Consider the following 21021-nt stretch of genomic DNA (forward strand, 5'->3'; position numbering starts at 1 on the left):
CGCCCCGGACCCCCTGAGGGGCTGCGCCCCTCGGACCCCCGCAGGGGGCTCCGCCCCCTGCACCCCCGTCGGGGCTCCGCCCCGGACCCCGTTCGCGCCTTGAGGGCGCTCGTCCTCAATCTCCCCCAAGGCCTTAAGGGCCGGGGGACCCCCATGACGGGCTGAAATGCCCGATGCGGGCCCGCACCAAGGCTTTTAGGGGCGCGGGGAACCGCGCGCCCAGCCACCCGGGCCGGCCCGAATCAAAGCCGGGTCGGGGGCGCGGGGAACTGCGCGCCCAGCCACGTACCGCCCGCGGACGAAGGCCCCCGGGGCGCGAGCCGCCACGCACCGCCCGCGTGTGCAGACGGACCTGGGGGTGGAGGAACCGTGCAAACAGGGGGCTGGGGCGCGCCCAGGATCGAATTAGTGCCGGCCCGCGATGCGGTCGGCCAGGGTGGCGAGGGGGTCGGTCGCGGGGCGGGGGCGCAGGAGTTCGCGGCGGTCCGCCGAGCGGTAGGCCGCGTACATACCCCGCACCCCCACCCACCGGAACGGCTCCGGCTCCCACGTGCGTACCTTGTGGTTGACCCAGGGGAGGGCCGTCAGGCCGGTGGGGCCGGCCTGGCCGGAGTCCTGGCGCACCAGGTCGCGCAACGTACGCGCCGCCAGGTTCGCCGTGGCCACGCCCGAGCCGACGTAACCGCCGGCCCAGCCGAGCCCCGTCGTACGGTCGAGCGTGACCGAGGCGCACCAGTCGCGCGGGACCCCGAGCACGCCCGACCAGGCGTGGCTGATCCGTACCCCGGCGAGCTGGGGGAAGAAGCGGACCAGGATCTCCCGCAGCGCCTCGACGGTCGCGGGCTGCGTGCGGCCGTCGTTGTCGGTGCGCGAGCCGAACCGGTACGGCACGCCCCGCCCGCCGAGCGCGATCCGGTCGTCCGCGGTGCGCTGCGCGTACATGTACGCGTGCGCCATGTCGCCGAGCGTCTCGCGCCCCGCCCAGCCGATCGCCTCCCACACCTCCGGCCCGAGCGGCTCCGTCGCGATCATCGAGGAGTTCATCGGCAGCCAGGCCCGCCGCTGCCCCTTGAGGGACGCGGTGAAGCCCTCCGTGCAGCGCAGGACGTACGGCGCGCGGACGGTTCCGTACGGGGTGACCGCGTGCCCGGGGCTGATCTCGGTGACCGGCGTCGACTCGTACACCCGCACGCCGAGGTCCTCGACCACCCGGGCCAGGCCCTTGACCAGCTTCACCGGGTGGATGCGCGCTCCGTGCGGGGTCCAGGTCGAACCGACCGCCCCGGCGACCCGGATCCGCTCGGCGGTCTCGCGCGCGCCGAGCAGCACCCGCTCCTTCTCGCCGAAGGCGACCTCGGCGGAGTGGAAGGCCTTCAGGCGTCCCAACTGGGCTGGTGTGTAAGCGACTTCGAGCACGCCGCCGCGGTGGATGTCGGCGTCGATCCCCTCCTCCTCGGCGACCCGCACCACCTCTCCCACCGTGTCGTTCATCGCCTCCTGGAGGCGTACCGCGCTCTCCTGGCCGTGCAGCTTCGCGTAACGGTCGCGGCCCGCGATGCCGTTGTAGAGCCAGCCGCCGTTGCGGCCGGAGGCGCCGTAGCCGCAGAAGCGGGATTCGAGGACCGCGATGTCGAGGAAGGGCGCCGCCTTCTTCAAGTAGTACGCCGTCCACAGGCCGGTGTAGCCGCCGCCGACGATCACCACGTCGGCGGTCGCGTCACCGGGCAGCGGCTCGCGGGGGGTGGGGAGGCCGTCGGTTGCGTACCAGAAGGAGATTCCGCCGTTGATCGCGCTCATGGGGCTTGTTCGTACACCCGCCTCCCGGAACTGTCCACCCATGGAATTCGCAGGTGGCGGGCCCGTTGCGGAATCCGTGGGACCAACGGCGGCGTGGGGCGGGACCTTTGGCGCGAGTGGTGGCGCGGGTGGGTGTTTAGTGTCGAAGGTCAGGTGGTTTTCGCCGGGTTCGTGCCGAAGGGTTGAGTCTTCATGGGTGTACGCAGTTTCCGTCGTGCCGCCGTCGCGGTGGTGGCGGCCACGGCCCTCGGTCTCTCGGCGGCCGCCTGTTCGTCCGGCTCCTCCGGCTCCGGATCGGGCGCGTCCTCGCAGGCCGAGCTGACCGCCAAGTCCTCCCCGGACGCGGCCACGCTGGCGAAACTGCCCGCCCAGGTCGAGGGTGCGGAAATCGTCGTCGGCGATCCGAAGGCGCCGCACACCGTGACGGTGTACGAGGATCCGCGCTGCCCGTTCTGCAAGCACTTCGAGGAGGGCGGCGCCGGAGCGGTCGCCCAGCTCGCGGCCGAGGGCAAGGTCAAGATCCGCTACACGATCGCCTCGTTCCTGGACGGCAACTTCGGTGGCGACGGCTCGAAGCGGGCGGTCAACGCGATGCGGGCGGCGGTCGAGCAGGGCAAGTTCCCCGAGTTCCACGCGGCGGTCTTCGCCAGCCAGCCGGAGAACGAGAGGGACGACGCCTTCACCGCCGACAACCTCCTGAAGATCGCTGACAAGGTGCCGGGACTGCGCGGGGCCGCCTTCGACAAGGCGGTGCGCGAGGACGCGTACAAGGACTTCGTGAGCGCGGCGGAGAAGGCCTTCGAGGACTCGGGCCAGACCAGCAGCCCCGTGGTCCTGATCGACGGCAAGAAGCCGGCCGGTGACGGCCGGGCGCTCTTCGACGCGGACGCGTTCAAGAAGGTGCTTGCCGAGGCGGGCATCTCCTAGCGGGAGCGGGCCTACCACTTGTCCCGTCCCGCGAGCCGCCCACCCGTACCTCCGGGCACGTGCGAGGGTGCCCCGGCCTGGCCGTCGGTGCCGCGCGCCGGCCGGGAGACGGACCGGCGGTAGCGGGCCGTCCGGGGCAGCCCGGACGGTTCGGCGGAGCCGGCCGGAGCGGTCTGGAGCCGGGTCCAGTAGTAGCTGAGCGCGGGCGCCTGCACGCGGGGGTAGAGGTGTCCGTAGCGCTGGAATCCATTGCGCACCGCGTGGGCGCCACGCTCGGTGATGGATACGTGTGGCTGGTCGGCGCGTTGTGGAAGGTGCCTCTGTACGAAGCGTCGCAGGACGAGCGCCTGTACGTCGTTGACGTGTGCGTAACGCTCTGTCCCGCTGAGCGGCATCCCTTCCTGCGTGTCGTGCAGGGCGACCATGAGGCGCCACTGGCGTACGTTCATGGCCTCGGACAGGAAGCGCGTCAGATGCTGCGCGGAGCGCCGGTGGGCGTCGGGAAGCTGCGCGTCGAGCGACTCCGCGCGGGTCCGGGCGCGTGCCGCGGCCCGCGCGCTCTGGGCGAAGGCCATGTCGGCCCTGAGGACCGCTTGTTCGTGCAGAAGCCCGCGGTAGGAGTCGAGTTCGGCGTTGACGAGCCGGCAGGACACGGCGAGGGACCGCTGGAGCAGCGGGGCGATGGCCAGCAGGTGGGGGTCGTCGGCATCGACGACGGCGGGGGTGTGCGTCGTGTGGGCCCGGCCGAAGATCTCGCCCAGGTGGTCGGCGAGCTCGTCCTGGCGGCGGCGTGCCGCCGGATGGGTGCGCAGGGCGCGGTCGACGACGCGCGGGGAGGTGCCGAACACGTCCGGCAGGGCGTTGCGCACGGACCCGTCGTCGCGGGCGGGCAACAGGGCGCTGTGCTCGATGTTCGTGTAGCCGCTGCGACTGATGGACAGGCGGCGAGCCGCCTCGGCGATGGTGAGACCGGCGTCGCACCGCAGCCGGCGGATGCTGGTGCCGGTGGCGTGAGGACGCAGCGCCTTGGGCGGGACGCCGAACAGGTCGGCGATGTCGGCGACCCGCTGGGGGTCGGGCCGGGAGGTCCCGTTCTCGTAGGCCAGGATGCGGCTCTTCGAGGTCCGCAGCGCCTTGGCGAGTGCGGCTGCGCTGAGCAACCTGCCCTCCACACGCCGTGTTTGACGCAGTTCTCTGAGCGCTTCCCCGCTGAAGTCGGCACTACCACGACCCACTGACAACTGCCTCCGCCCGCTCTTCGCCGCAGCCGTCTGCGGTACCGTTTAGACCCAGTTCCGTGTTAGGTCATTCAGTCGGATGGGTGCTTCAATCCCTTTTCGCAGCTCAATCCCTGTTCAGCGGTACCGTTTACGCCTAGATTGGGTTCACGCCGTACGGTCTGAGCGAGAGGCTTGCCTCGTTCGCGGGGAGGCTTGCACGGTTGGGACCTGAGGCTGGGGGCTGTTTCCTCCGGCCCGGTCGGCGTAGCCCGGCGACGAAGACTTACCGAAATGCAAGTGGACCCGTGTCTGGTTGGGAGCCTGAGCACGGGTCCACGGCGGCTACTTCGGTAACTGACGGCGGATGAGGTCCCTGTGCCTCATCCGCCGTTGCTGTGCGTTTCGAGTAGCAGGCGGACGAGCCAGAACAGGCACTCACCCACCATGCGGGCTCGACGCCTACGCAGCGCGCTTCCCGGGTCCGCCTCTTCGTGGACGCACCGCCGTACTTCCCCGCCCTGTGGTGCCGGTGCCGGGACCTCGGGGTCCGGCTCCTGCCCAGGGACGGCGTCGTCCCGGTCGCGCGGCCGCTCGGAGTCAGCCATCGAACCTTGCTCCTTCCTCTTGGGTGCCAGGGCCTTGTGGACCCTTAAGACGCCCACCGGCACTAGGCACAGGGAGGAGCTAGACGAAGACTACCGGGTCTCCAGGGCCCCTCAGGCAACGCCCGGAGAGCCGACCGGGCAACCGTCAAGGGGCTGAACGTCTCAACACGTATGAGTGCAATCGTAGTTACGACGTTACTGGCAGCTAATCTACACAACTGCGCTGTCTGCTCCTTCAGTTCGAAGCCGACGGGCGCCAACCAGCCTCAATCCAGAAGGATTTGTTACCGCCAAGTAGGTAAATGCCGATCGAGCAATTCACAGTGGCGATCATGAAAAGTTCTGTCGCTTAGCGCCTCGGACAGATCATCCGGCGTCCAGATGCGAAGAGTTGGGCGTCGGCGACGCCCCGGGGGGCACGGGCCGCCGCCGGTGCTGTGTGGCGGCGGCACGGCACGGCCGCATACCCGTCCGCGGCGGCCGGATTTGCTCCTGGGACCGCCCTTCGGGGCTTCAGGGTGTTGCGCTGCTGCCGGGCTTTCGGCGGAGCCGGTGGACGACCGTGTGGACGCTGTCGGCCGGGTTCCACGGCGGCCCGCCCTGCCCGCGGGTGAGCGGGTACCAGGCGAGCCCGACGAGCACGGACGCGAAGTGCCCCAGATCCGTGAAGGTGCGGCCGCTCACCAGCGGGGCGCCGTAGATGACGAGTACGCCGAGCAGATAGAGGAAGCGGTACGGATACGCGATCCGGTACGTGAGGACGGCGATGACCCCGGCCAGTGCGTAACTCACGCCCACATCAAGGGTGTTGACGGCCGATTGCGGCGCGTGGCCGTGCCGGATCGCCCACAGCAGGGCGCCCTCGCTGATGAAGGTGGCGGCCACGTGCGTACCGAAGGCCACGAGCAGCCAGCGCGCGGTGCCCAGCCAGCGTTCGGCCTGGGCGTGGAAGACGCTGTAGAGGACGGCGTACGAGAGCCAGGTGCCGCCGTCGATCCAGAACGCGCTCGCGATCAGGACCCGGCGGGGATTGGTCGACAGCTCGTGGATGTTGGTGGACCGCTGCCGCAGGAAGTCCGCCTCGAACTCCGGTGACATGTGGTGCATGGCGATGGTGGTGACGAACAGCGCGGCGAGCCAGAGGTAGGTGCCGGGCGCGCTGCGGATGTACCCACCGATGCGGCGGCCGAGGGAACGCAGCACGTGCCGGGCCGGTCGTGCGCCGGGGGGAAGGGGCCTCATGCCCCGATTCACGCACGGGGGCGGGGCGCGCGGGTGGACCGACATCCCGGGCCGCCGGAGCCGCCACCCGCGACTGGCCGGCTTCGGTGGCCGGCCACCGACATCGCCATCCGTGACTGGCCGGCTTCGGCAGCCGGGCCGCCGGAGCCGGTATGCGGGAGGGTTATCCGGTCCGGGCCGTCGGGGTCGGTCCGCATGACGAAATGGTCGCGCGGGGCGCCGGGCCCGGTGCCTACCCTTCGCCCATGATCCGTAACGCCACAGCCGCCGACGTCCCCGTGATCCACGAGATGATCCGCGAGCTCGCCGAGTACGAGAAGTCCCTGGACGAGGTCCGCGCCACCCCCGACCAGCTGCACGAGGCCCTGTTCGGAGAGCGCCCGGCCGCCTTCGCGCACATCGCCGAGAACGAGTCGGGCGAGCCGATGGGCTTCTCGATCTGGTTCCTGAGCTTCTCGACGTGGCGCGGGGTGCACGGCATCTACCTGGAGGACCTGTACGTACGCCCCGCGGCCCGGGGCGGCGGCCACGGCAAGGCGCTCCTCACCGAACTGGCCCGCATCTGCGTGGCCCGCGGTTACGAGCGCCTGGAGTGGTCGGTCCTGAACTGGAACACCCCGACGATCGACTTCTACGAGGCACTGGGCGCGCGGCCGCAGGACGAGTGGTCGGTGTACCGGCTCACGGACGGGGCGTTGGCGGAGCTGGGGAAGCCGGGGGCGGCTGGGGCGGCGGATGTCCAGGCGTAGCCGCTGACCGTCGCTCACCGGTCGTTGGCTGGTCGATGACCGGTCCACCATGCCGTCCACGCGGCCGGGCTCCGATCCTGTGCCGGGACGGAGCCGTGTCCGGCGGGGCGCGGGCGAGGGGCGGTGGACGTGGACGTGGACGTGGACGTAGCCGGGGCCGGGGCCGGGGCCGGGGACGGGGACAAGGACGGGGAAGCGTTCCGGCCAGCCCGCGTTCTCCTGGGGCAACTCGGGCTCCGGCGGCTCCTGTTCACGGCTTCACGGGGTGTTGCTGCGCCGGCGTGTGGTTCCTCGTTCGTGCGGTCCGGAGCGTCGGCGGTACGGCCCCGGCACCGGGCGCGGTTCCGGTCCCGGAAGGCGTACGGAAACGGGACGGAACGGGCGGCTGGAATGTGACATGTCCAGGGCGCGAATTTATGGAGTGTGCGGTTCCCCCGGTTCCGAGCAGGGGTGATTGTCAGTGCCATGGTCCAGCATGGGGATATGGCAGCGGCACGGAGTGCGAAGAAGACGGCGGCTACGGCGGGTGCCCGCAGGGCGGAGGTGCGACTGCCACCACTGGCGCCGTTCGGCGCGGGTGAACTGGAGCCGGAGGGCGACTATGACGGGCTTGAGTTCAGGGACCTCGACCTGTCGCGCCAGCAGGCGCACAGCTCGCGCTTCCTCGACTGCGGTGTGTACGGATGCGTCCTGGACGATACGCGGCTGACCGGAGCCCGGTTCGTCGACTCGGTGCTCTCCGGGATCCGTGGTGTGGGTACGGATCTGGCGCGGGCCGGCCTGCGCGATGTGGAGGTGCGCGACGTCCGGATGGGCGGGGTGCAGCTGCACGGCTCGGTCCTGGAGCGGGTGCTCGTCCGGGGCGGGAAGATCGACTACCTGAACCTGCGCGAGGCCGAGCTGCGCGATGTCGTCTTCGAGGGCTGCGTGCTCTCCGAGCCGGATTTCGGCGGGGCCTCCCTCGTACGGGTCGAGTTCCACGGGTGCGAGCTGCGCGGGGTGGACTTCACCGGGGCCCGGCTCAAGGACGTCGATCTGCGCGGGGCGACGCTGCTCGACATCGCGCGCGGGGTGGAGCGGCTCGCGGGGGCGGTCATCAGCCCCTCCCAACTCCTGGACCTGGCACCGGCGTTCGCGGCGCAGGTGGGGGTGCGGGTGGAGGCGTGAGCGTGGGTTTCGCTCCCGCGCCCCTTTCGGTCCCGCGTCCCTTTCGCTCTCGCGTGCCCAATGGCTTCCGCTTGCCTTGGACCGGCTCCCTCGGCCCCGGTACCTTCCGTCCTGGTTCCCTCGGCCCGGTTTTTTCAGGGCCGGCCGGGGTCAGTCGGTCCGGGGGAAGCGGGCCTGTAGGTCCCAGACGATCGGGTTCTCACCGAGGCCCTCGTGGAGGTCGGTCAGGTCCGCGATCAGGTCGTGCAGGAAGTCCCTTGTCTCGCGGCGGAGTTCGGTGTGCGAGAAGGTGAGCGGGGGCTCGTCGGCGGGCATCCAGTCCGCCTCGACGTCCACCCAGCCGAAGCGGCGCTCGAACAGCATGCGATCCGTCGACTCGGTGAAGTCGATCTCGGCGTACTGGGGGCGGGCGGCGCGGGAGCCGAGCGGGTCCTTGTCCAGGTTCTCGACGGTGTCGCACAGCGCCCAGGCGAAGTCGAGCACGGGCACCCATCCCCAGGCTGTGGATACCTCGCGGTCCGCCTTGGTGTCGGCGAGGTAGACGTCTCCGCAGAAGAGGTCGTGGCGGAGGGTGTAGACGTCTGCGCGGCTGTAGTCGATCCGGGTGGGGTCGGGGAAGCGGCGGGATAGGGAGTAGCCGATGTCGAGCACGCCTCGATGGTGCCATGGCTTGGGGCGTCTCCCCTTTGCGGCCCCCTGCGGCCCGCGCCCCTGTGGCCCTCCCTTGCGGCCGCCTCACTGTGGCCTGCTGTGCCTGCTGGGTGTCCTTTTCCCTGCCCTGCCCTTTCCCCGGGTTACCTGTGCGGCCCCGCCGCGTGGCCTTCTGGGGGGATCGGCTGCGGGCCGTGGGGGCCGTTCGCGCGGTTCCCCGCGCCCCTGTAGGTGGGCCGGGGGTTGCTGGTCGCGGCCTGATGGGGCAGAGCCGTGGGAGTGGCATGGTTCCGCGCTCTGTGGGGTGGGCCGGAGGATCGGCTGCGGGCTGTGGGGGCCGTTCGCGCGGTTCTCCGCGCCCCTGTAGGTGGGCCGGGGGTTGCTGGTCGCGGTTGCCTGGGGCGGGCCGTGGGAGTGGCACGGTTCCGGCGGGGCCTTATGGGGCCCCGGGCTCGCCCGCGGGCTGGCCGGGGGTGCGCGGGGGTAGGACCCCCGTGTCGCTGGCAGCGCCATCTTCCATTCGGCCGGCGGAGTTTGAGGGCGAGCGCTCTCAAGGCGCGAACCGGGACGGGGGCGGAACTCGCTGTGCGGGTCCGAGGGGCGTAGCCCCTCGGGCACTCCTTCTGGCCTACGGTGGTCGCATGGCGCTTTCGGCGAAGATGATCACGATTGACTGTGCGGAGCCCCGGGACCTCGCCGACTGGTGGGCGGGGGCCCTGGGAGTTGAAGTGGCCCAGGACTTCGGCGAGTTCGTCGTCCTCGCGGCCCAGCCGCTCGTCCTGGGCTTCCAGCGCGTGCCCGAGGAAAAGGTGGGCAAGAACCGCATCCATGTCGACTTCTCCTCCCCGGACCGCAGGGACGAGGTGGATCGGCTGGTGAAGATGGGGGCCACGATCGTCGGCGAGCACACCGCGCCGGGCCTGGCGTGGACCACCCTCCAAGACCCCGCCGGCAACGAATTCTGCGTCTCCGGCTGACCCGTCCCCTGCTGACCCGGCCCGGGTGCCCCGTCCCCCGCTGCCCCGTCCCCCGCTGCCCCGTCCCCCTGCCCCGTTGCCGGCGGATCGGCCGAGGGACATCACGGCGGGGGGGCTAGCCTCCCCGGGAGCTGATCATCCCCGCCAGCAGCACCCGGCGGCCGACCCATTAAGCACCTCGGCCCCCCCCGGCCCCCCGCACGCCCCCGTCAGGGAAGCAGGCGGTGTTCCTTGGCCACGGAAACCGCTCCCGCCCGCGTATCGACGCCGAGCTTCTCGTAGATGCGTCCCAGATGCGTCTTCACCGTCGCCTCGCTGATGAAGAGCGCCCGGGCGATCTCCCGGTTGCCGAGGCCGTTGGCCAGCTGGGCCAGGATGTCGAGCTCGCGCGGGGTCAGGGCGGGGCGGGAGCCGCCCCGCAACTGGCTCATCACCCGGCTCGCCACCGGCGGCGACAGCGCCGTACGCCCCTGCGCCGCCGCCCGGATCGCGGCGAACAACTCCTCGGGGCGCTCCGCCTTCAGGAGGTAACCGGTCGCCCCCGCGGCGATCGCCCGGGTGATGTCCGCGTCCGTGTCGTAGGTCGTCAGGACCAGCACGTGCACCCCGCTCCCCGCGATCCGCCGCGTCGCCTCGACGCCGTCGATGCCCGGCCCCAGCTGGAGGTCCATCAGCACCACGTCCGGCTTCAGCTTCGCCGCAGCGGCCACCGCCTCCTCGCCGGTGCCCGCCTCGCCGACCACCTCGATGTCCGGCTCGCTGCCGATGAGCGCGAGCAGCCCCGCCCGTACCACCGCGTGGTCGTCGCAGAGCAGGATCCGTACGGAAGGAGAACCCGCATCGGGGACGGTCATGGGCGCGGCTCCAAGGGGATCGCGGCGGACAGGACGGTGCCCTCGCCGGGGGAGGACTCGACGGTCAGGGTGCCGCCCAGCTGTAGTACCCGCGCGTACATCGCGGGCAGGCCGTGCCCCCGTACGCCGGGGGAGGGGGCCCGTACGCCGAGGGGGCCGGGCGTGAAGCCCCGGCCGTCGTCCGCGATGTCCAGGACCACTTGGTCGCCCAGGTAGGTGAGGGTCAGCGCCGCCGTCGTCGCGCCCGCATGCTCCCGTACGTTCGCGAGCGCACCCTGGGCGATGCGCAGCAGGGCCGAGCCGACGCGTTCGGGCAGCGCCGCGACCGGCGCCCCGTCGATGTGGCAGCGCACCTCGAACGCCCCCGACTCCGACTGCGACTCCGCCGACTCCCGCGCCGCGAGCGCCCGCAGCGCCTCGTCCAGGCCGCCGCCCTCCGCGAGGTCGGCGGGGGTCAGGTCGTGGACGAACCGGCGGGCCTCGGCAAGGTTGCGTTCCGCGATGGACTCGGCGGTACGGACATGGCGGCGCGCGGCGTCGGCGTCGGTGGCCCACACCCGGTCGGCCGCCTGGAGCAGCATCTGCTGACTGGACAGGCCCTGCGCCAGGGTGTCGTGGATCTCCATGGAGAGCCGCTGGCGCTCCGCGAGCGTGCCTTCGCGGCGTTCGGTGGCGGCGAGCTCGCGGCGCGTACGCAGCAGGTCGTCGATCAACTGCCTTTGCTGCTCGGCCAGTTCACGCTGACGGTCGGCCTGGCGCTGCATCTGGACGAACACGGCGGTCGCGATCGCCGCCACGGCGGGCGGGGCGAGGACGAGGTTCGGGTCGAAGCCGTTGGTGGAGAGCTCGACCTGGGCGATGACCACGAACGCGGTCAGCACCGCGACGAGCACCAGCGCCGCGCGCGGCCGCAGCGTACGCAGACCGGTGTAGAACAGCGGGACCGCGCACCACGCGAAGCTCGGCGCGAGCACCACCAGGACCATCCAGGTGGCCACGACCCCGCCGAGCCAGGCGAGCCGTCGCGGTGTCGGCCGCGAGCCCAGCGCGGGCCCCAGCACGTACAGCAGGGCCAGGGCCGTCGAAAGGGCGATGATCCAGGGGGTGCGCGCGTCCCCGGGATGCCGGATCAGGAAGCGGGCGAGCGAGGCGCCGAGCAGCAGGAAGAACGCCGCGTGCATGACCACCGGAAGCCATCGCTCGGTACCGGGAGGACCGGCCGCGTCGACAGTTGCGCCGGGGGCGTCGACGGCAGCGCGTACCGCGTGCCCGTCGCCGTCGCCGTCGCCGTCGCCGTGGATCATCCGCGTTCCTCCGTCCCGCCTCTCACCTGCCCGTACGCACGAGCCGCCCCCTCATCGTCACCCGCTCCGGCCACCCCCGCATCAACCGATCGGCTGACGGGACCATCCGCCGTACCGCGCCGCGGGAGCAGCCGGTACGCCGAGGGGGACGGGGCCTTCGCGCCGCCAGGATCGAAGCATGAACCTCACCAAGAAGAACAAGAAGCTCGCCCTGTCCGCCACCGCGCTCGCCATCGCCGCCGCCGGCACCTTCGGCGTCGTCACCGCCAACGCGGCCAACGCCACCGGCGCCGCTGCCCCTGCGGCGGCCCCCGCCTCCGGCCAGAACCTCACCACCTCCACCCACCTCACCGTGACCGCCGCCACCAAGGCCGCCCAGGCCGCCCTGAACGCGGCCGTCAAGGAGAACCAGAAGGTCTCCGTCGCCGTGGTCGACCGGGACGGCAACACCCTCGTGACGCTGCGCGGCGACGGCGCGGGCCCGCAGTCGCCGGAGTCGGCCGAGCGCAAGGCGTACACCGCCGTGTCCTGGAACGCGCCCACCTCCGAGCTGGCCAAGCGCCTCGCCCAGACCCCGAACCTGAAGGACATCCCCGGCACCCTGTTCCTCGCGGGCGGCGCCCCCGTCCAGGCGAAGGGTGCTCCGATCGCCGCCGTCGGCGTGGCCGGGGCCCCGAGCGGCGACCTCGACGAGAAGTTCGCACAGGCCGGCGTCGCCGCACTGGGGAAGTAGAACCCCGGGTGGCCCTCGGCCAAGGCCCTCAAGTAAAGCCCTGGTAGCGGAATCACGGCCCCCGGTCGCGGGTGGCCGTGTCGCCCGTAGGATCACAGACGTGGACAAAGGACCGGAGAGGCGGGCACTACCGGCACGGCTCGGGAGCAGCCGAGCACGCCGAACGCACCGCACCCGTCGCACCCGCCTCGCGGCCGTCGCGCTGCTCACCGCCCTCGCCGTCACGTCGTGCAGCGGCGGAGTGACCGGCACCCCGGGCTCCTCCGGCATACGCGACGCGCTCTTCCCCAAGCTCGGCAACGACGGCTATGACGTCCAGCACTACAGCCTGGACCTGGACTACGACTCGGGGAGCGGACGCCTCAAGGGCGGGGCCACCATCGTGGCCAAGGCCGTCAAGGACCTCAGCTCCTTCGACCTCGACTTCGCGGGCATGGACGTGGAGTCGGCCACCGTCGACGACGAGCCGGCCGCCGTCAACCGGGCCGGGGACGAGCTGACCCTGCGTCCCGAGGAAGACCTCACCGAGGGCGAGACGTTCACGGCGTACGTGCGCTACTCGGGCCGGCCCAAGACCATCACGGACCTCGACGGCTCGCAGGAGGGCTGGCTGCGCTCGCCCGGCGGACGCGTCCTCGCGCTCGGCGAACCGACCGGCTCGATGGCCTGGTTCCCGTCCAACAACCACCCGAGCGACAAGGCCACGTACGACATCAAGGTGACGGTGCCCGAGGGTCTCCAGGCCGTGTCCAACGGGGAGTTGGTGTCACGGACCGTCAACAAGGGCCGTGCGACGTTCAGTTGGCGCACGAAGGAGCCCATGGCCACCTATCTGGCGACCGTCGCGATCGGTCCGTACGAGATCGACAAGGGCACGACCAAGTCCGGCATCCCGATCTACAGCGCCATCGACCCCGGGGTGCGCAAGCAGACCGCCGACGTTGTCGCGCAGCTGCCGGACATGCTCGCCTGGGAGGAGAAGCGGTTCGGGCCCTACCCGTTCGCGTCCACCGGAGTGATCGTGGCGCCCGCGAAGGCCTCGGGCTACGCCCTGGAGACGCAGAACCGGCCGGTGCTGCCGCTGGACCACTTCGACGCCAGCACCCTCGTGCACGAACTGGCCCACCAGTGGTTCGGCGACTCCGTCACCCCGGCCGCCTGGCGGGACATGTGGCTGAACGAGGGCTTCGCGCAGTACACGGAGTGGCTGTGGAGCGAGGACCACGGCGGTCCGAGCGCACAGCAGATCTTCGACGGGGAGTACGCCAAGGAGGACGGCGACGAGATCTGGGCGTACCCGCCGGCCAAGCCGCCGACCGCATCCGATGTTTCGGGGCGGCCGGTGTACGTGCGCGGCGCCATGGTGGTCCACAAGATCCGCGAGGCCGTCGGTGAGGACAGGTTCCGCACCCTGGTCCAGGACTGGGTGCGCGTCCACCGCCACGGCAACGCCTCGACGAAGGACTTCACCCGCTTCGTGGACGACGAGGCGGGCCACCCCCTCTCGGCGGTGTGGGACACCTGGCTCTACGGAGACGGAAAGCCCGACACCCCGTAGGGTGCCGGGCCGAACTGCCCGTGGAGGCAGGCGCGTTGGAGCGCTACCTCAAGCGGTTCACTTCACGTTGATGGCGGTCCAGGCGGCGCCCACCGTCTTGTACTCGGTGCTGGTCGTGCCGTACAGGTCGCCCGCCGCCTTCAGGGTCGCGGCGCGCGCGGCCTTGTAGTTGGTGGTCGAGGTCATGTACGTCGAGAGCGCCTTGTACCAGATCTTGTAGGCCTTGACGCGGCCGATCCCGGTGACCTTGGAGCCGTCGTACGTGGGCGAGTTGTAGTTCACCCCGTTGATCGTCTTCGCGCCGCTGCCCTCGGACAGCAGGTAGAAGAAGTGGTTGGCGGGGCCGGACGAGTAGTGCACGTCCTTGTTGCCGACGCCGCTCGACCAGTAGTCGGCCGACGCGCCGTCCTTGCTCGGCTTGTCCATGTAGCGCAGCGGGGTGCCGTTGCCGTTGATGTCGATCTTCTCGCCGATGAGGTAGTCGCCCTTGTCCGAGGCGTTGTTGGCGAAGAACTCGACCGAGGTGCCGAACATGTCGCTGGTCGCCTCGTTGAGGCCGCCGGACTCACCGCTGTAGTTGAGCTTGGCGGTGGCCGCGGTCAGGCCGTGGCTCATCTCGTGGCCGGCCACGTCGAGCGCGGTGAGCGGCTTGTTGTTGCCCTGGCCGTCGCCGTACGTCATGCAGAAGCAGCTGTCGTCCCAGAACGCGTTGACGTACGCGTTGCCGTAGTGGACCCGGGAGTAGGCGGCCTTGCCGTTGCCCGCGATGCCGTTGCGGCCGAGCTCGGTCTTGTAGAAGTCCCACGTCTCGGCCGCACCGTAGTGGGCGTCGACGGCGGCGGTCTCGCGGTTGGACGGCGAGCCGTTGCCCCACGTGTCGGTGGACTTCGTGAAGAGCGTGCCGGTGCCGGAGCTGCCGCCCTTCAGGTCGTACGTCTTGTGACCGCCGCGGGAGGCGTCGGTGAGGCTGTAGGTCGAGCCGCTCTTGGTGGTGCCGAGCGTGACGGTGCCGGAGTACTCGCTGGTCCCGGTGCCGGTCTCGATCTCCTCGTGGGAGTAGAGCTGGGCGCCGGTGGTGGCGTCCGTGACGATGTCGCGGCGGCTCGGCGTGCCGTCCGGCTGGGTGCCGGTGACCGTGCGCTCGTACGCGAGGACGGGCTTGCCGGTGGCGGCCCAGACGACCTTGCGCGAGCCGGTGGGGGCGGCCTTGAGCGAGGTGGTGGTGGCGACGGCTATCTTCGCGTCGGTCGCCTTGTCGACGCCCTTGACGGCGCCGTCCTTCGCGGTGTGCACGACGAGGTCGCCACCGAGGACGGGCAGTCCGTCGAGGGTGCGCTCGTAGCGGGTGTGGACCGTGCCGTCGGCGTCCTTGATGACGTCGCGGACGACGAGCTTTTCCTTGGCGCCGAGCCCGAGATGCTGGGCGGTGGCGGGTGCCGCGTCCTGCGCCGCGCTCAGGGCGGCGGCGCGCTGGGTGGTGGTGAGGTCCAGCGCGGTGGCGCCGGCGGCGCGGTCGGTGGCACCGGCGGTGGAGCCTGCCTGGACGCCGACGACGACCATGGCGGCGGATGCAGCAAGAGCGGCGGCACGCAGAGTGGTTCGCACTCGGTGGTCTCCTTCACTCGTTCCGTGGGGGCGAAGGGGAGCCTGCCAGCCGATGACCACTTCTTGACAGTGACGCGACAACTATTCGACCTGATCGTGTCCGAAAACTGGTGGATGCTGTCCGCTGACCGACTAATTCAAGCCGCGGGTAGGGGAGTTGATGAGGGGGCGCATGTGCTCGGCGCGAGTGCGGAGGCCCCTTCGTCGGGCCCCTGCAAGCGCCGCGCCCGGCATGGGTGCCGCACCCGGCAAAAGGTGTCGAGCCGGGTGAAAGGTATCGAGCCGGGTGAAAGGTGCCCCGTGTGGCAAAGGTGGCCTCGTGCGGAGAAGTCGCGGCCGCGCACGTGAAGTTGCCCCGTACGCGCAGGTGCCCCCGCACGGCATGGGTGGCGTCGCGCACGTGAAGGTGCCCCGTACGCACAGGTGCCCCCGCGCGGCATGGGTGGCGTTGCGCAGGTGAAGGTGCCCCGTACGCACAGGTGCCCCCGCACGGCGTGGGTGGCGTCGCGCAGGTGAAGGTGCCCCGTGCGCGAAAGTGCCCCCGGCTTTCCCCGCCGGGGGCACCTCCGCGTCAACTGGCGCCGGAACGTCAGACGCTGACGCCGAAGTCCTGCGCGATGCCGGCCAGGCCCGAGGCGTAACCCTGGCCCACGGCACGGAACTTCCACTCGGCGCCGTTGCGGTACAGCTCGCCGAAGACCATCGCGGTCTCCGTCGCGGCGTCCTCGCTCAGGTCGTAGCGGGCGATCTCGGCGCCGCCGGCCTGGTTCACGATGCGGATGTAGGCGTTGCGCACCTGGCCGAAGTTCTGCGAGCGCGTCTCGGCGTCGTAGATGGAGACCGGGAAGACGATCTTGTCGACGTCGGCGGGCAGGCCCGCCAGGTTGACGTTGATCGCCTCGTCGTCGCCCTCGCCCTGACCGGTGGTGTTGTCACCGGTGTGGACGATGGTCTGGTCCGGCGTCGACTTGTTGTTGAAGAAGACGAAGTGGCCGTCCGAGTAGACCTTGCCCGTGGCGTTCACCGCGATGGCCGAGGCGTCCAGGTCGAAGTCGGTTCCGGTGGTGGTGCGGACGTCCCAGCCGAGGCCGACCGTGACGGCGGTCAGGCCCGGGGCCTCCTTGGTGAGCGAGACGTTGCCGCCCTTGGACAGGCTTACAGCCATGGGATGTCCCCTTCATCGTGGTGTGCGGGCTTCGAGCCGTCCCGAAGCTACCGTCATCTCCCCTAACGTCGGCAGGGGACCGAGAGGTTCCATCCCGCTTTGCTTTCTTTGCCAAAGGGGCGTCAAGGGCGGTCGAGGCCCGGCGTCCAGGCCTCCTGGCGGGGGACCGGGCGGCCGCCGCAGGGGCCCCGAGGGCCTGCCGACGGCGAAAAGCGCGTGACGAGGTGCCGCGCACCCGGCACCATGGATGTCATGTCCGGGCCCTATTTCATCCGCGGCTCCGTCTCCCTCCCGGAGGCCGAGCTGATCTGGCGTTTCTCCAGGTCGTCAGGGCCCGGCGGCCAGCACGTCAACACCAGCGACTCCCAGGTGGAGCTCCGCTTCGACCTGGCGAAGACCGAGGCGCTGCCGGAGGTCTGGAAGGCCCGCGCCCTGGAACGGCTCGCGAGCCGGCTGGTGGGCGGTGTCGTCTCCGTACGCGCGTCCGAGCACCGCTCGCAGTGGCGCAACCGCGAGACCGCGGCCGTCCGCCTCGCGTCCCTGCTCGCCGAGGCGACCGCCCCGCCGCCCAAGCCGCGCCGGGCCACGAAGATCCCGCGCGGCATCAACGAGCGCCGCCTGCGCGAGAAGAAGGCGCGGGCCCAGACGAAGAAGGGCCGCTCGGGGCGGGACTGGTAGGCGAGCGCCCGGGCCGCCGGTGCGGGTCCCGGGCGGTTGCCGGCGGCCGGTCCGGCCTTGGCGCCGACCACGGGCGCCGGGCATGCGGAGCCGCCTGTCGCGGGTGTACGGAGCCGGCGCCCGCAGGAGTCCGACTGCGGCCCCTATGCCCCCTCGGCGACCAGCGTCACCAGACGCTGCGTATCGGACAGGTCCGGCAGGACCGCGAACGGCCCACAATCGCGCAGCTCGTCCTCGCCGCTGTTCCCCGTCGCCACGGCAATGACCCGCACCCCGTTGGCGCGCCCTGCCTGGACGTCGGCCGGTGTATCGCCGATCAGTACCGTGTCCGCCGCCGAGGCGCCGGAACGTTCCAGGGCGAGCCGTACCAGATCGGCCCGCTCCTCCTCGTCTTCGCCATAAGCGCCGAGCTCCCAGCGAATGTGCCGGTCGAGCCCGAACACGGTCAGCTTGATCTCCGATACGGCTCGTACGTTTCCCGACACCACGGTCTGCGTCACGCCCACCGCGTCAAGGGCCTCGACCGCTGCGGCAGCTCCGGCCAGCGCATGCCCGCGCTCGCGCAGTTCACCCGACCGCACCAGATGCTCGTCTGCCAGGGCCTCGGCGAACGACTCGAACTCCGCTCGCCCGGTGGCCAGTCCGTGCAGCTTTGCGGTCTCCCGGAAGATGACCGGCTCCGTAATTCCGTCGATCTTCGCCTGTTCCCGCATCGGCTGCCCAGTCACGCGCAGGAACGCCGCAGCCGACAGCTCCCGCCCCACCCCACGCGTCGAGATCAACGTGTGGTCGATGTCCCACAACACCAGCCGCATGCCCGGCCTCCCCAACTGCCCGAATCCCACAGGGTATCGAGCCTGTACGTCAACGGTCACAGACAGTGCCCAAAGAGCGTGCGATCCCCTTAGGCTGACGGAACACCCACCATGCCGGGAGGGGACGAGCACGACATGGAGCCACCGAGACTCCCGATCGGTGAGCGGATCGCGTACTACCGCACCACGAAGGGCAACCGCACACAGGCCGCCATCGCCGGCCTGTGCGGCATCAGCGAGCGCTACTTGTCCCTCATCGAGAACGGCGCGCGCGTGCCCTCCGCCGCCGTGCTCGCCCGTCTCGCCGCCGAACTCGGCGTACCCGTCGCCGCCCTCCTCACCGAGCACCCCCCACCCGAACTCTCGGCACCCGTGACCGACGAACCAGCCGTCGCACGCGCACTCATGGGCTACGGCCCGGCCCGTTCCGGCGAGACCGTCGAGCCCGCTGTGCTCCGTGAAAGGGTCGAACAGGCGTGGCGGATCTGGCAGACCTCACCGACGCGCTTCACTGGCATCGCCGCCGTGCTACCCGCCCTCATCGAGGACGTCGAGCACGCGGTGCGCGTCCACCGTGACGGCAACGACCCGGAGACCCGCCGTGCTGCCCTGCGCACCTCCGTCGACCTGTACGGGCTGCTGCGCTCCTACTGCCGCCGCGTTGGCCGCCTCGACCTGTCCCTGATGGTCGCCGATCGGGCCGTCCGCGCCGCCGAAGACGCCGACGACCCGGTTCGCATCGCTGCGGCATCCTGGAACCTCGGCCACGTCCTGCTCTCCGATCCCCGCGACGAAGCTGTCGAAGAGGCCTCGGACATCGCACTCAATGCCGTCAGTCATCTCAATCGCGAGACCAGAACCCCTCGGATCAGCGCCATCCAAGGTGCCCTGGAACTCGTCGCCGTTGTTGCCGCGGCCCGCCGCCACAAGTGGTGGAACGCCCGCGAACGCCTTGCGGAGAAAGCCGTCCCTCTGGCGAGGAAGGCCGGGGAGGGCAACGTGCAGCACACCGTCTTCGGGCCCACGAACGTGGAACTGCACGCCCTCAGTGTCGAGATGCTTGCCGGTGAGTCCGCCGAAGCGCTGCGAGTCGCGGACGAAGTCGACATCGAAGCTCTGCCCAGCCGGGAGCGGCAGTTCACTTTCACCTTGGAGGTCGCTCGCTGCTACGCCATGCGTCGGGACGACGCCGCGGTCCTCGTCCATCTCCTCGCTCTGGAGGAGCTGTCGCCCGAGGATCTCTCACGCAGTCCGACGGCGATCACCCTCATCGCAGAACTGCGCAAGCGGGTACGTCCCACCTATCGCCGCCAGGTCGACAGCCTTGCCGCGCGCCTCCACATGACCTGACCCGAACTCCCGGTTCAGCCGAACTCTCCGTTCGGGTGGCGGGCCTGATCCGCCCTTACCTTCGCTCCATCCCAGTGAAGGAACCGGAGCAGATGATGAACGTGCCCCGCAGAACGGCCCCCACCCAGCCCAACGTGCGAGTCGCCCGACCAATCCTGGTCGGTGACGAGAGCGCCGTCCACACCCCCGGCGGCCCGGCATGAGCACGGCAGACGTACGGGAGGTCACCGCGTGGCTCGCGGGCCCGGAGCCCGGGGCCGTACCGACGCTTCGGGAGTGGGAGCGCAGCCCGGCCGCGGCTCCCGTGATCGCGCTCGGGGCCCGGTTCGAGGCCGTGCGGATCGCCGACGCGGTCGTGCACGCCGCCGTCAGCAGCACCGCGCACGCGACTCTGGCCTGGTTCCTGGCGGAATACCTCCAGGGCGCGGTCATCCGCGGTACGGGCCTGTACTACGCGCTGGTCCCGACCCGGACCGCACGGGACTGGCAGGCCCCGGCGAGCCGTTGCCTGGGCCGGGGGGCCGGGCTGGCGATTCCGCACCCCACCTGTCGGCGGGGGCCGCGTACGCACTGGGTCGTGCCGCCGGAACACGAGGGGGACGTGTGCGATCCCGTCCGGGTCGCCGACCTGGCGCGGGTCGGGCAGGAACGGCTCCTCGCCCGGCCGGCGCCGAGAAGGTGGCCGGCCCCGCACGCCCCGGCCGTGCTCGACGGGGGAGCCGCGTCGTGAAGCAGTGGGACTACGTCGTGTACGAACGCGAGGGCCGCACCGGGCTCATCACCCTCGACCTCGGCGACGACCTGATGAGGGTGGCGTTCCTGCGGCCGCCCCCGTGGGGCCGGTTGCGTGAGGCCACGATCCGGACCGGCGACCTGAGACCCGCCTCGGCCCAGCAGACGGAAGCCGCCCGTGCGGCCGGGCTGACGCCGGAGTCTCAGAGGAGCTTCCTGCCTGGCCGCGGCTGTGGGGATCGCCCGGCGGACCCGGACAGCGGCCGGGTCAGCCCAACTGCCGGTACCGCCCCCGGAAGTACGTGAGCGGGCCGCCCTCCGCGCTGGGCAGGGCCGCCGTCAGGACGCGGCCGATGGCCAGGGTGTGGTCGCCCGCCTCCACGCGCTGCTCGGTGCGGCACTCCAGGGTCGCGAGCGCGCCGCCGACCAGGGGGGCGCCGCTCGTCTCGCCCCGGGTGTACGGGATGTCCTCGAACAGCAGGCGGTCGCTGATCCGGCCCTTCATGGCGAACCGGCCCGCGATGTGCCGCTGGCTCTCGGACAGCAGGGACACCGCCCACAGCGGCTGTTCGGCGAGGAGGTCGTCCATGCGCGAGCCGTTGCGCAGCGAGATGAGGACGAGGGGCGGGTCGAGGGAGACCGAGAGGAAGGCCGTCGCGGTCATGCCGACGTCCTCGCCGCGCGGGCCGTCGTCGGTGTCGTGCGCGGTCACCAGGACGACGCCTGCGGCCAGTCGGGACATCGCGGCACGGAACTCGTCATTGCTCACCCCCACAGGATGCGGGGTTTCCGGAGCAAGTGCGGAAAGGGCGGCGGTCAGGGGTGTCTGCAACACAAGCGGAACGCTAGTCTCCTGCCACCGCGCGGCGCATCGGGCCTTGGGACCAGGCGG

The 21021-nt window shown here is 71.1% G+C and carries 20 protein-coding genes; 10 read left to right on the forward strand and 10 right to left on the reverse strand.

What is annotated here, in order from left to right:
- Nucleotides 1-405: 405 nt before the first annotated feature.
- On the reverse strand, nt 406-1797 hold the full coding sequence (locus ACFYNP_RS22360) for an NAD(P)/FAD-dependent oxidoreductase (RefSeq protein ID WP_388416688.1): 1392 nt from the start codon (nt 1795-1797) through the stop codon (nt 406-408).
- 192 nt (nt 1798-1989) lie between these two features.
- Here ACFYNP_RS22360 and ACFYNP_RS22365 point away from each other — a divergent pair, with 192 nt between their 5' ends.
- Nucleotides 1990-2724: a DsbA family protein gene (locus ACFYNP_RS22365; RefSeq protein ID WP_388416685.1), complete on the forward strand. Its 735-nt coding sequence runs from the start codon at nt 1990-1992 to the stop codon at nt 2722-2724.
- An 11-nt stretch (nt 2725-2735) separates the two neighbouring features.
- On the opposite strand, the gene ACFYNP_RS22370 is transcribed toward ACFYNP_RS22365, so the two are convergent.
- Both ACFYNP_RS22370 and ACFYNP_RS22375 read right to left on the reverse strand, forming a co-directional pair.
- Nucleotides 2736-3959, reverse strand: coding sequence for a helix-turn-helix transcriptional regulator (locus ACFYNP_RS22370; RefSeq protein WP_388787509.1), 1224 nt, complete (start codon nt 3957-3959; stop codon nt 2736-2738).
- Nucleotides 3960-5062: 1103 nt separating this feature from the next.
- On the reverse strand, nt 5063-5791 hold the full coding sequence (locus tag ACFYNP_RS22375) for a rhomboid-like protein (protein ID WP_388787512.1): 729 nt from the start codon (nt 5789-5791) through the stop codon (nt 5063-5065).
- A gap of 245 nt (nt 5792-6036) precedes the next feature.
- Here ACFYNP_RS22375 and ACFYNP_RS22380 point away from each other — a divergent pair, with 245 nt between their 5' ends.
- Both ACFYNP_RS22380 and ACFYNP_RS22385 read left to right on the forward strand, forming a co-directional pair.
- Nucleotides 6037-6540 (forward strand): GNAT family N-acetyltransferase, encoded by a 504-nt coding sequence (locus tag ACFYNP_RS22380; protein WP_388787515.1) that lies wholly within the window; start codon nt 6037-6039, stop codon nt 6538-6540.
- Between the two features lie 483 nt (nt 6541-7023).
- Nucleotides 7024-7707 (forward strand): pentapeptide repeat-containing protein, encoded by a 684-nt coding sequence (locus ACFYNP_RS22385; RefSeq protein ID WP_388787518.1) that lies wholly within the window; start codon nt 7024-7026, stop codon nt 7705-7707.
- Between the two features lie 150 nt (nt 7708-7857).
- On the opposite strand, the gene ACFYNP_RS22390 is transcribed toward ACFYNP_RS22385, so the two are convergent.
- The gene (locus ACFYNP_RS22390) at nt 7858-8358 is read right to left on the reverse strand and encodes a hypothetical protein (RefSeq protein ID WP_189765548.1); all 501 of its coding nucleotides are present in this window, start codon (nt 8356-8358) and stop codon (nt 7858-7860) included.
- Between the two features lie 641 nt (nt 8359-8999).
- Here ACFYNP_RS22390 and ACFYNP_RS22395 point away from each other — a divergent pair.
- Nucleotides 9000-9335, forward strand: a complete 336-nt coding sequence (locus ACFYNP_RS22395; protein WP_388416664.1) for a VOC family protein — start codon at nt 9000-9002, stop codon at nt 9333-9335.
- Nucleotides 9336-9544: 209 nt separating this feature from the next.
- On the opposite strand, the gene ACFYNP_RS22400 is transcribed toward ACFYNP_RS22395, so the two are convergent.
- Complete coding sequence (locus ACFYNP_RS22400) at nt 9545-10189, reverse strand: response regulator (RefSeq protein WP_388787522.1); 645 nt, start codon at nt 10187-10189, stop codon at nt 9545-9547.
- Nucleotides 10186-11493 carry a sensor histidine kinase gene (locus ACFYNP_RS22405; protein WP_388787525.1) on the reverse strand — a complete coding sequence of 436 codons (1308 nt, stop codon included), beginning with the start codon at nt 11491-11493 and terminating at the stop codon, nt 10186-10188. Before ACFYNP_RS22405 ends, ACFYNP_RS22400 begins: the two co-directional genes overlap by 4 nt.
- A 178-nt stretch (nt 11494-11671) precedes the next feature.
- Between ACFYNP_RS22405 and ACFYNP_RS22410 the strand changes: the two genes are divergently transcribed.
- Complete coding sequence (locus ACFYNP_RS22410) at nt 11672-12226, forward strand: heme-binding protein (RefSeq protein WP_388787528.1); 555 nt, start codon at nt 11672-11674, stop codon at nt 12224-12226.
- 100 nt (nt 12227-12326) lie between these two features.
- Complete coding sequence (locus tag ACFYNP_RS22415) at nt 12327-13784, forward strand: M1 family metallopeptidase (RefSeq protein WP_388787531.1); 1458 nt, start codon at nt 12327-12329, stop codon at nt 13782-13784.
- Between the two features lie 57 nt (nt 13785-13841).
- Here the strand turns inward: ACFYNP_RS22415 and ACFYNP_RS22420 are convergent, their stop codons facing one another.
- Nucleotides 13842-15344 carry a M4 family metallopeptidase gene (locus ACFYNP_RS22420; RefSeq protein WP_388416852.1) on the reverse strand — a complete coding sequence of 501 codons (1503 nt, stop codon included), beginning with the start codon at nt 15342-15344 and terminating at the stop codon, nt 13842-13844.
- 634 nt (nt 15345-15978) lie between these two features.
- Nucleotides 15979-16554: a TerD family protein gene (locus tag ACFYNP_RS22425; protein WP_388416649.1), complete on the reverse strand. Its 576-nt coding sequence runs from the start codon at nt 16552-16554 to the stop codon at nt 15979-15981.
- A 243-nt stretch (nt 16555-16797) separates the two neighbouring features.
- Here ACFYNP_RS22425 and arfB point away from each other — a divergent pair, with 243 nt between their 5' ends.
- Entirely contained in the window at nt 16798-17232 is a 435-nt protein-coding gene (gene arfB, locus ACFYNP_RS22430) for an alternative ribosome rescue aminoacyl-tRNA hydrolase ArfB (protein WP_161252702.1), read from the forward strand.
- A gap of 143 nt (nt 17233-17375) precedes the next feature.
- On the opposite strand, the gene ACFYNP_RS22435 is transcribed toward arfB, so the two are convergent.
- Nucleotides 17376-18047 carry an HAD family hydrolase gene (locus tag ACFYNP_RS22435; RefSeq protein ID WP_388787534.1) on the reverse strand — a complete coding sequence of 224 codons (672 nt, stop codon included), beginning with the start codon at nt 18045-18047 and terminating at the stop codon, nt 17376-17378.
- A gap of 135 nt (nt 18048-18182) precedes the next feature.
- Between ACFYNP_RS22435 and ACFYNP_RS22440 the strand changes: the two genes are divergently transcribed.
- The 3 genes from ACFYNP_RS22440 to ACFYNP_RS22450 all read left to right on the forward strand — a co-directional run bounded on the left by ACFYNP_RS22440 (nt 18183) and on the right by ACFYNP_RS22450 (nt 20435).
- The gene (locus tag ACFYNP_RS22440) at nt 18183-19397 is read left to right on the forward strand and encodes a helix-turn-helix domain-containing protein (protein ID WP_388787537.1); all 1215 of its coding nucleotides are present in this window, start codon (nt 18183-18185) and stop codon (nt 19395-19397) included.
- 199 nt (nt 19398-19596) lie between these two features.
- On the forward strand, nt 19597-20127 hold the full coding sequence (locus ACFYNP_RS22445) for a hypothetical protein (RefSeq protein ID WP_388787540.1): 531 nt from the start codon (nt 19597-19599) through the stop codon (nt 20125-20127).
- Nucleotides 20124-20435 carry a hypothetical protein gene (locus ACFYNP_RS22450; protein WP_388787542.1) on the forward strand — a complete coding sequence of 104 codons (312 nt, stop codon included), beginning with the start codon at nt 20124-20126 and terminating at the stop codon, nt 20433-20435. Before ACFYNP_RS22445 ends, ACFYNP_RS22450 begins: the two co-directional genes overlap by 4 nt.
- Here the strand turns inward: ACFYNP_RS22450 and ACFYNP_RS22455 are convergent.
- Nucleotides 20398-20964: a flavin reductase family protein gene (locus tag ACFYNP_RS22455; RefSeq protein ID WP_388416633.1), complete on the reverse strand. Its 567-nt coding sequence runs from the start codon at nt 20962-20964 to the stop codon at nt 20398-20400. The genes ACFYNP_RS22450 and ACFYNP_RS22455 overlap by 38 nt on opposite strands.
- Between the last annotated feature and the right edge of the window lie 57 nt (nt 20965-21021).

The organism is Streptomyces sp. NPDC006691 (genome assembly GCF_042869955.1).
Lineage (GTDB): Bacteria > Actinomycetota > Actinomycetes > Streptomycetales > Streptomycetaceae > Streptomyces.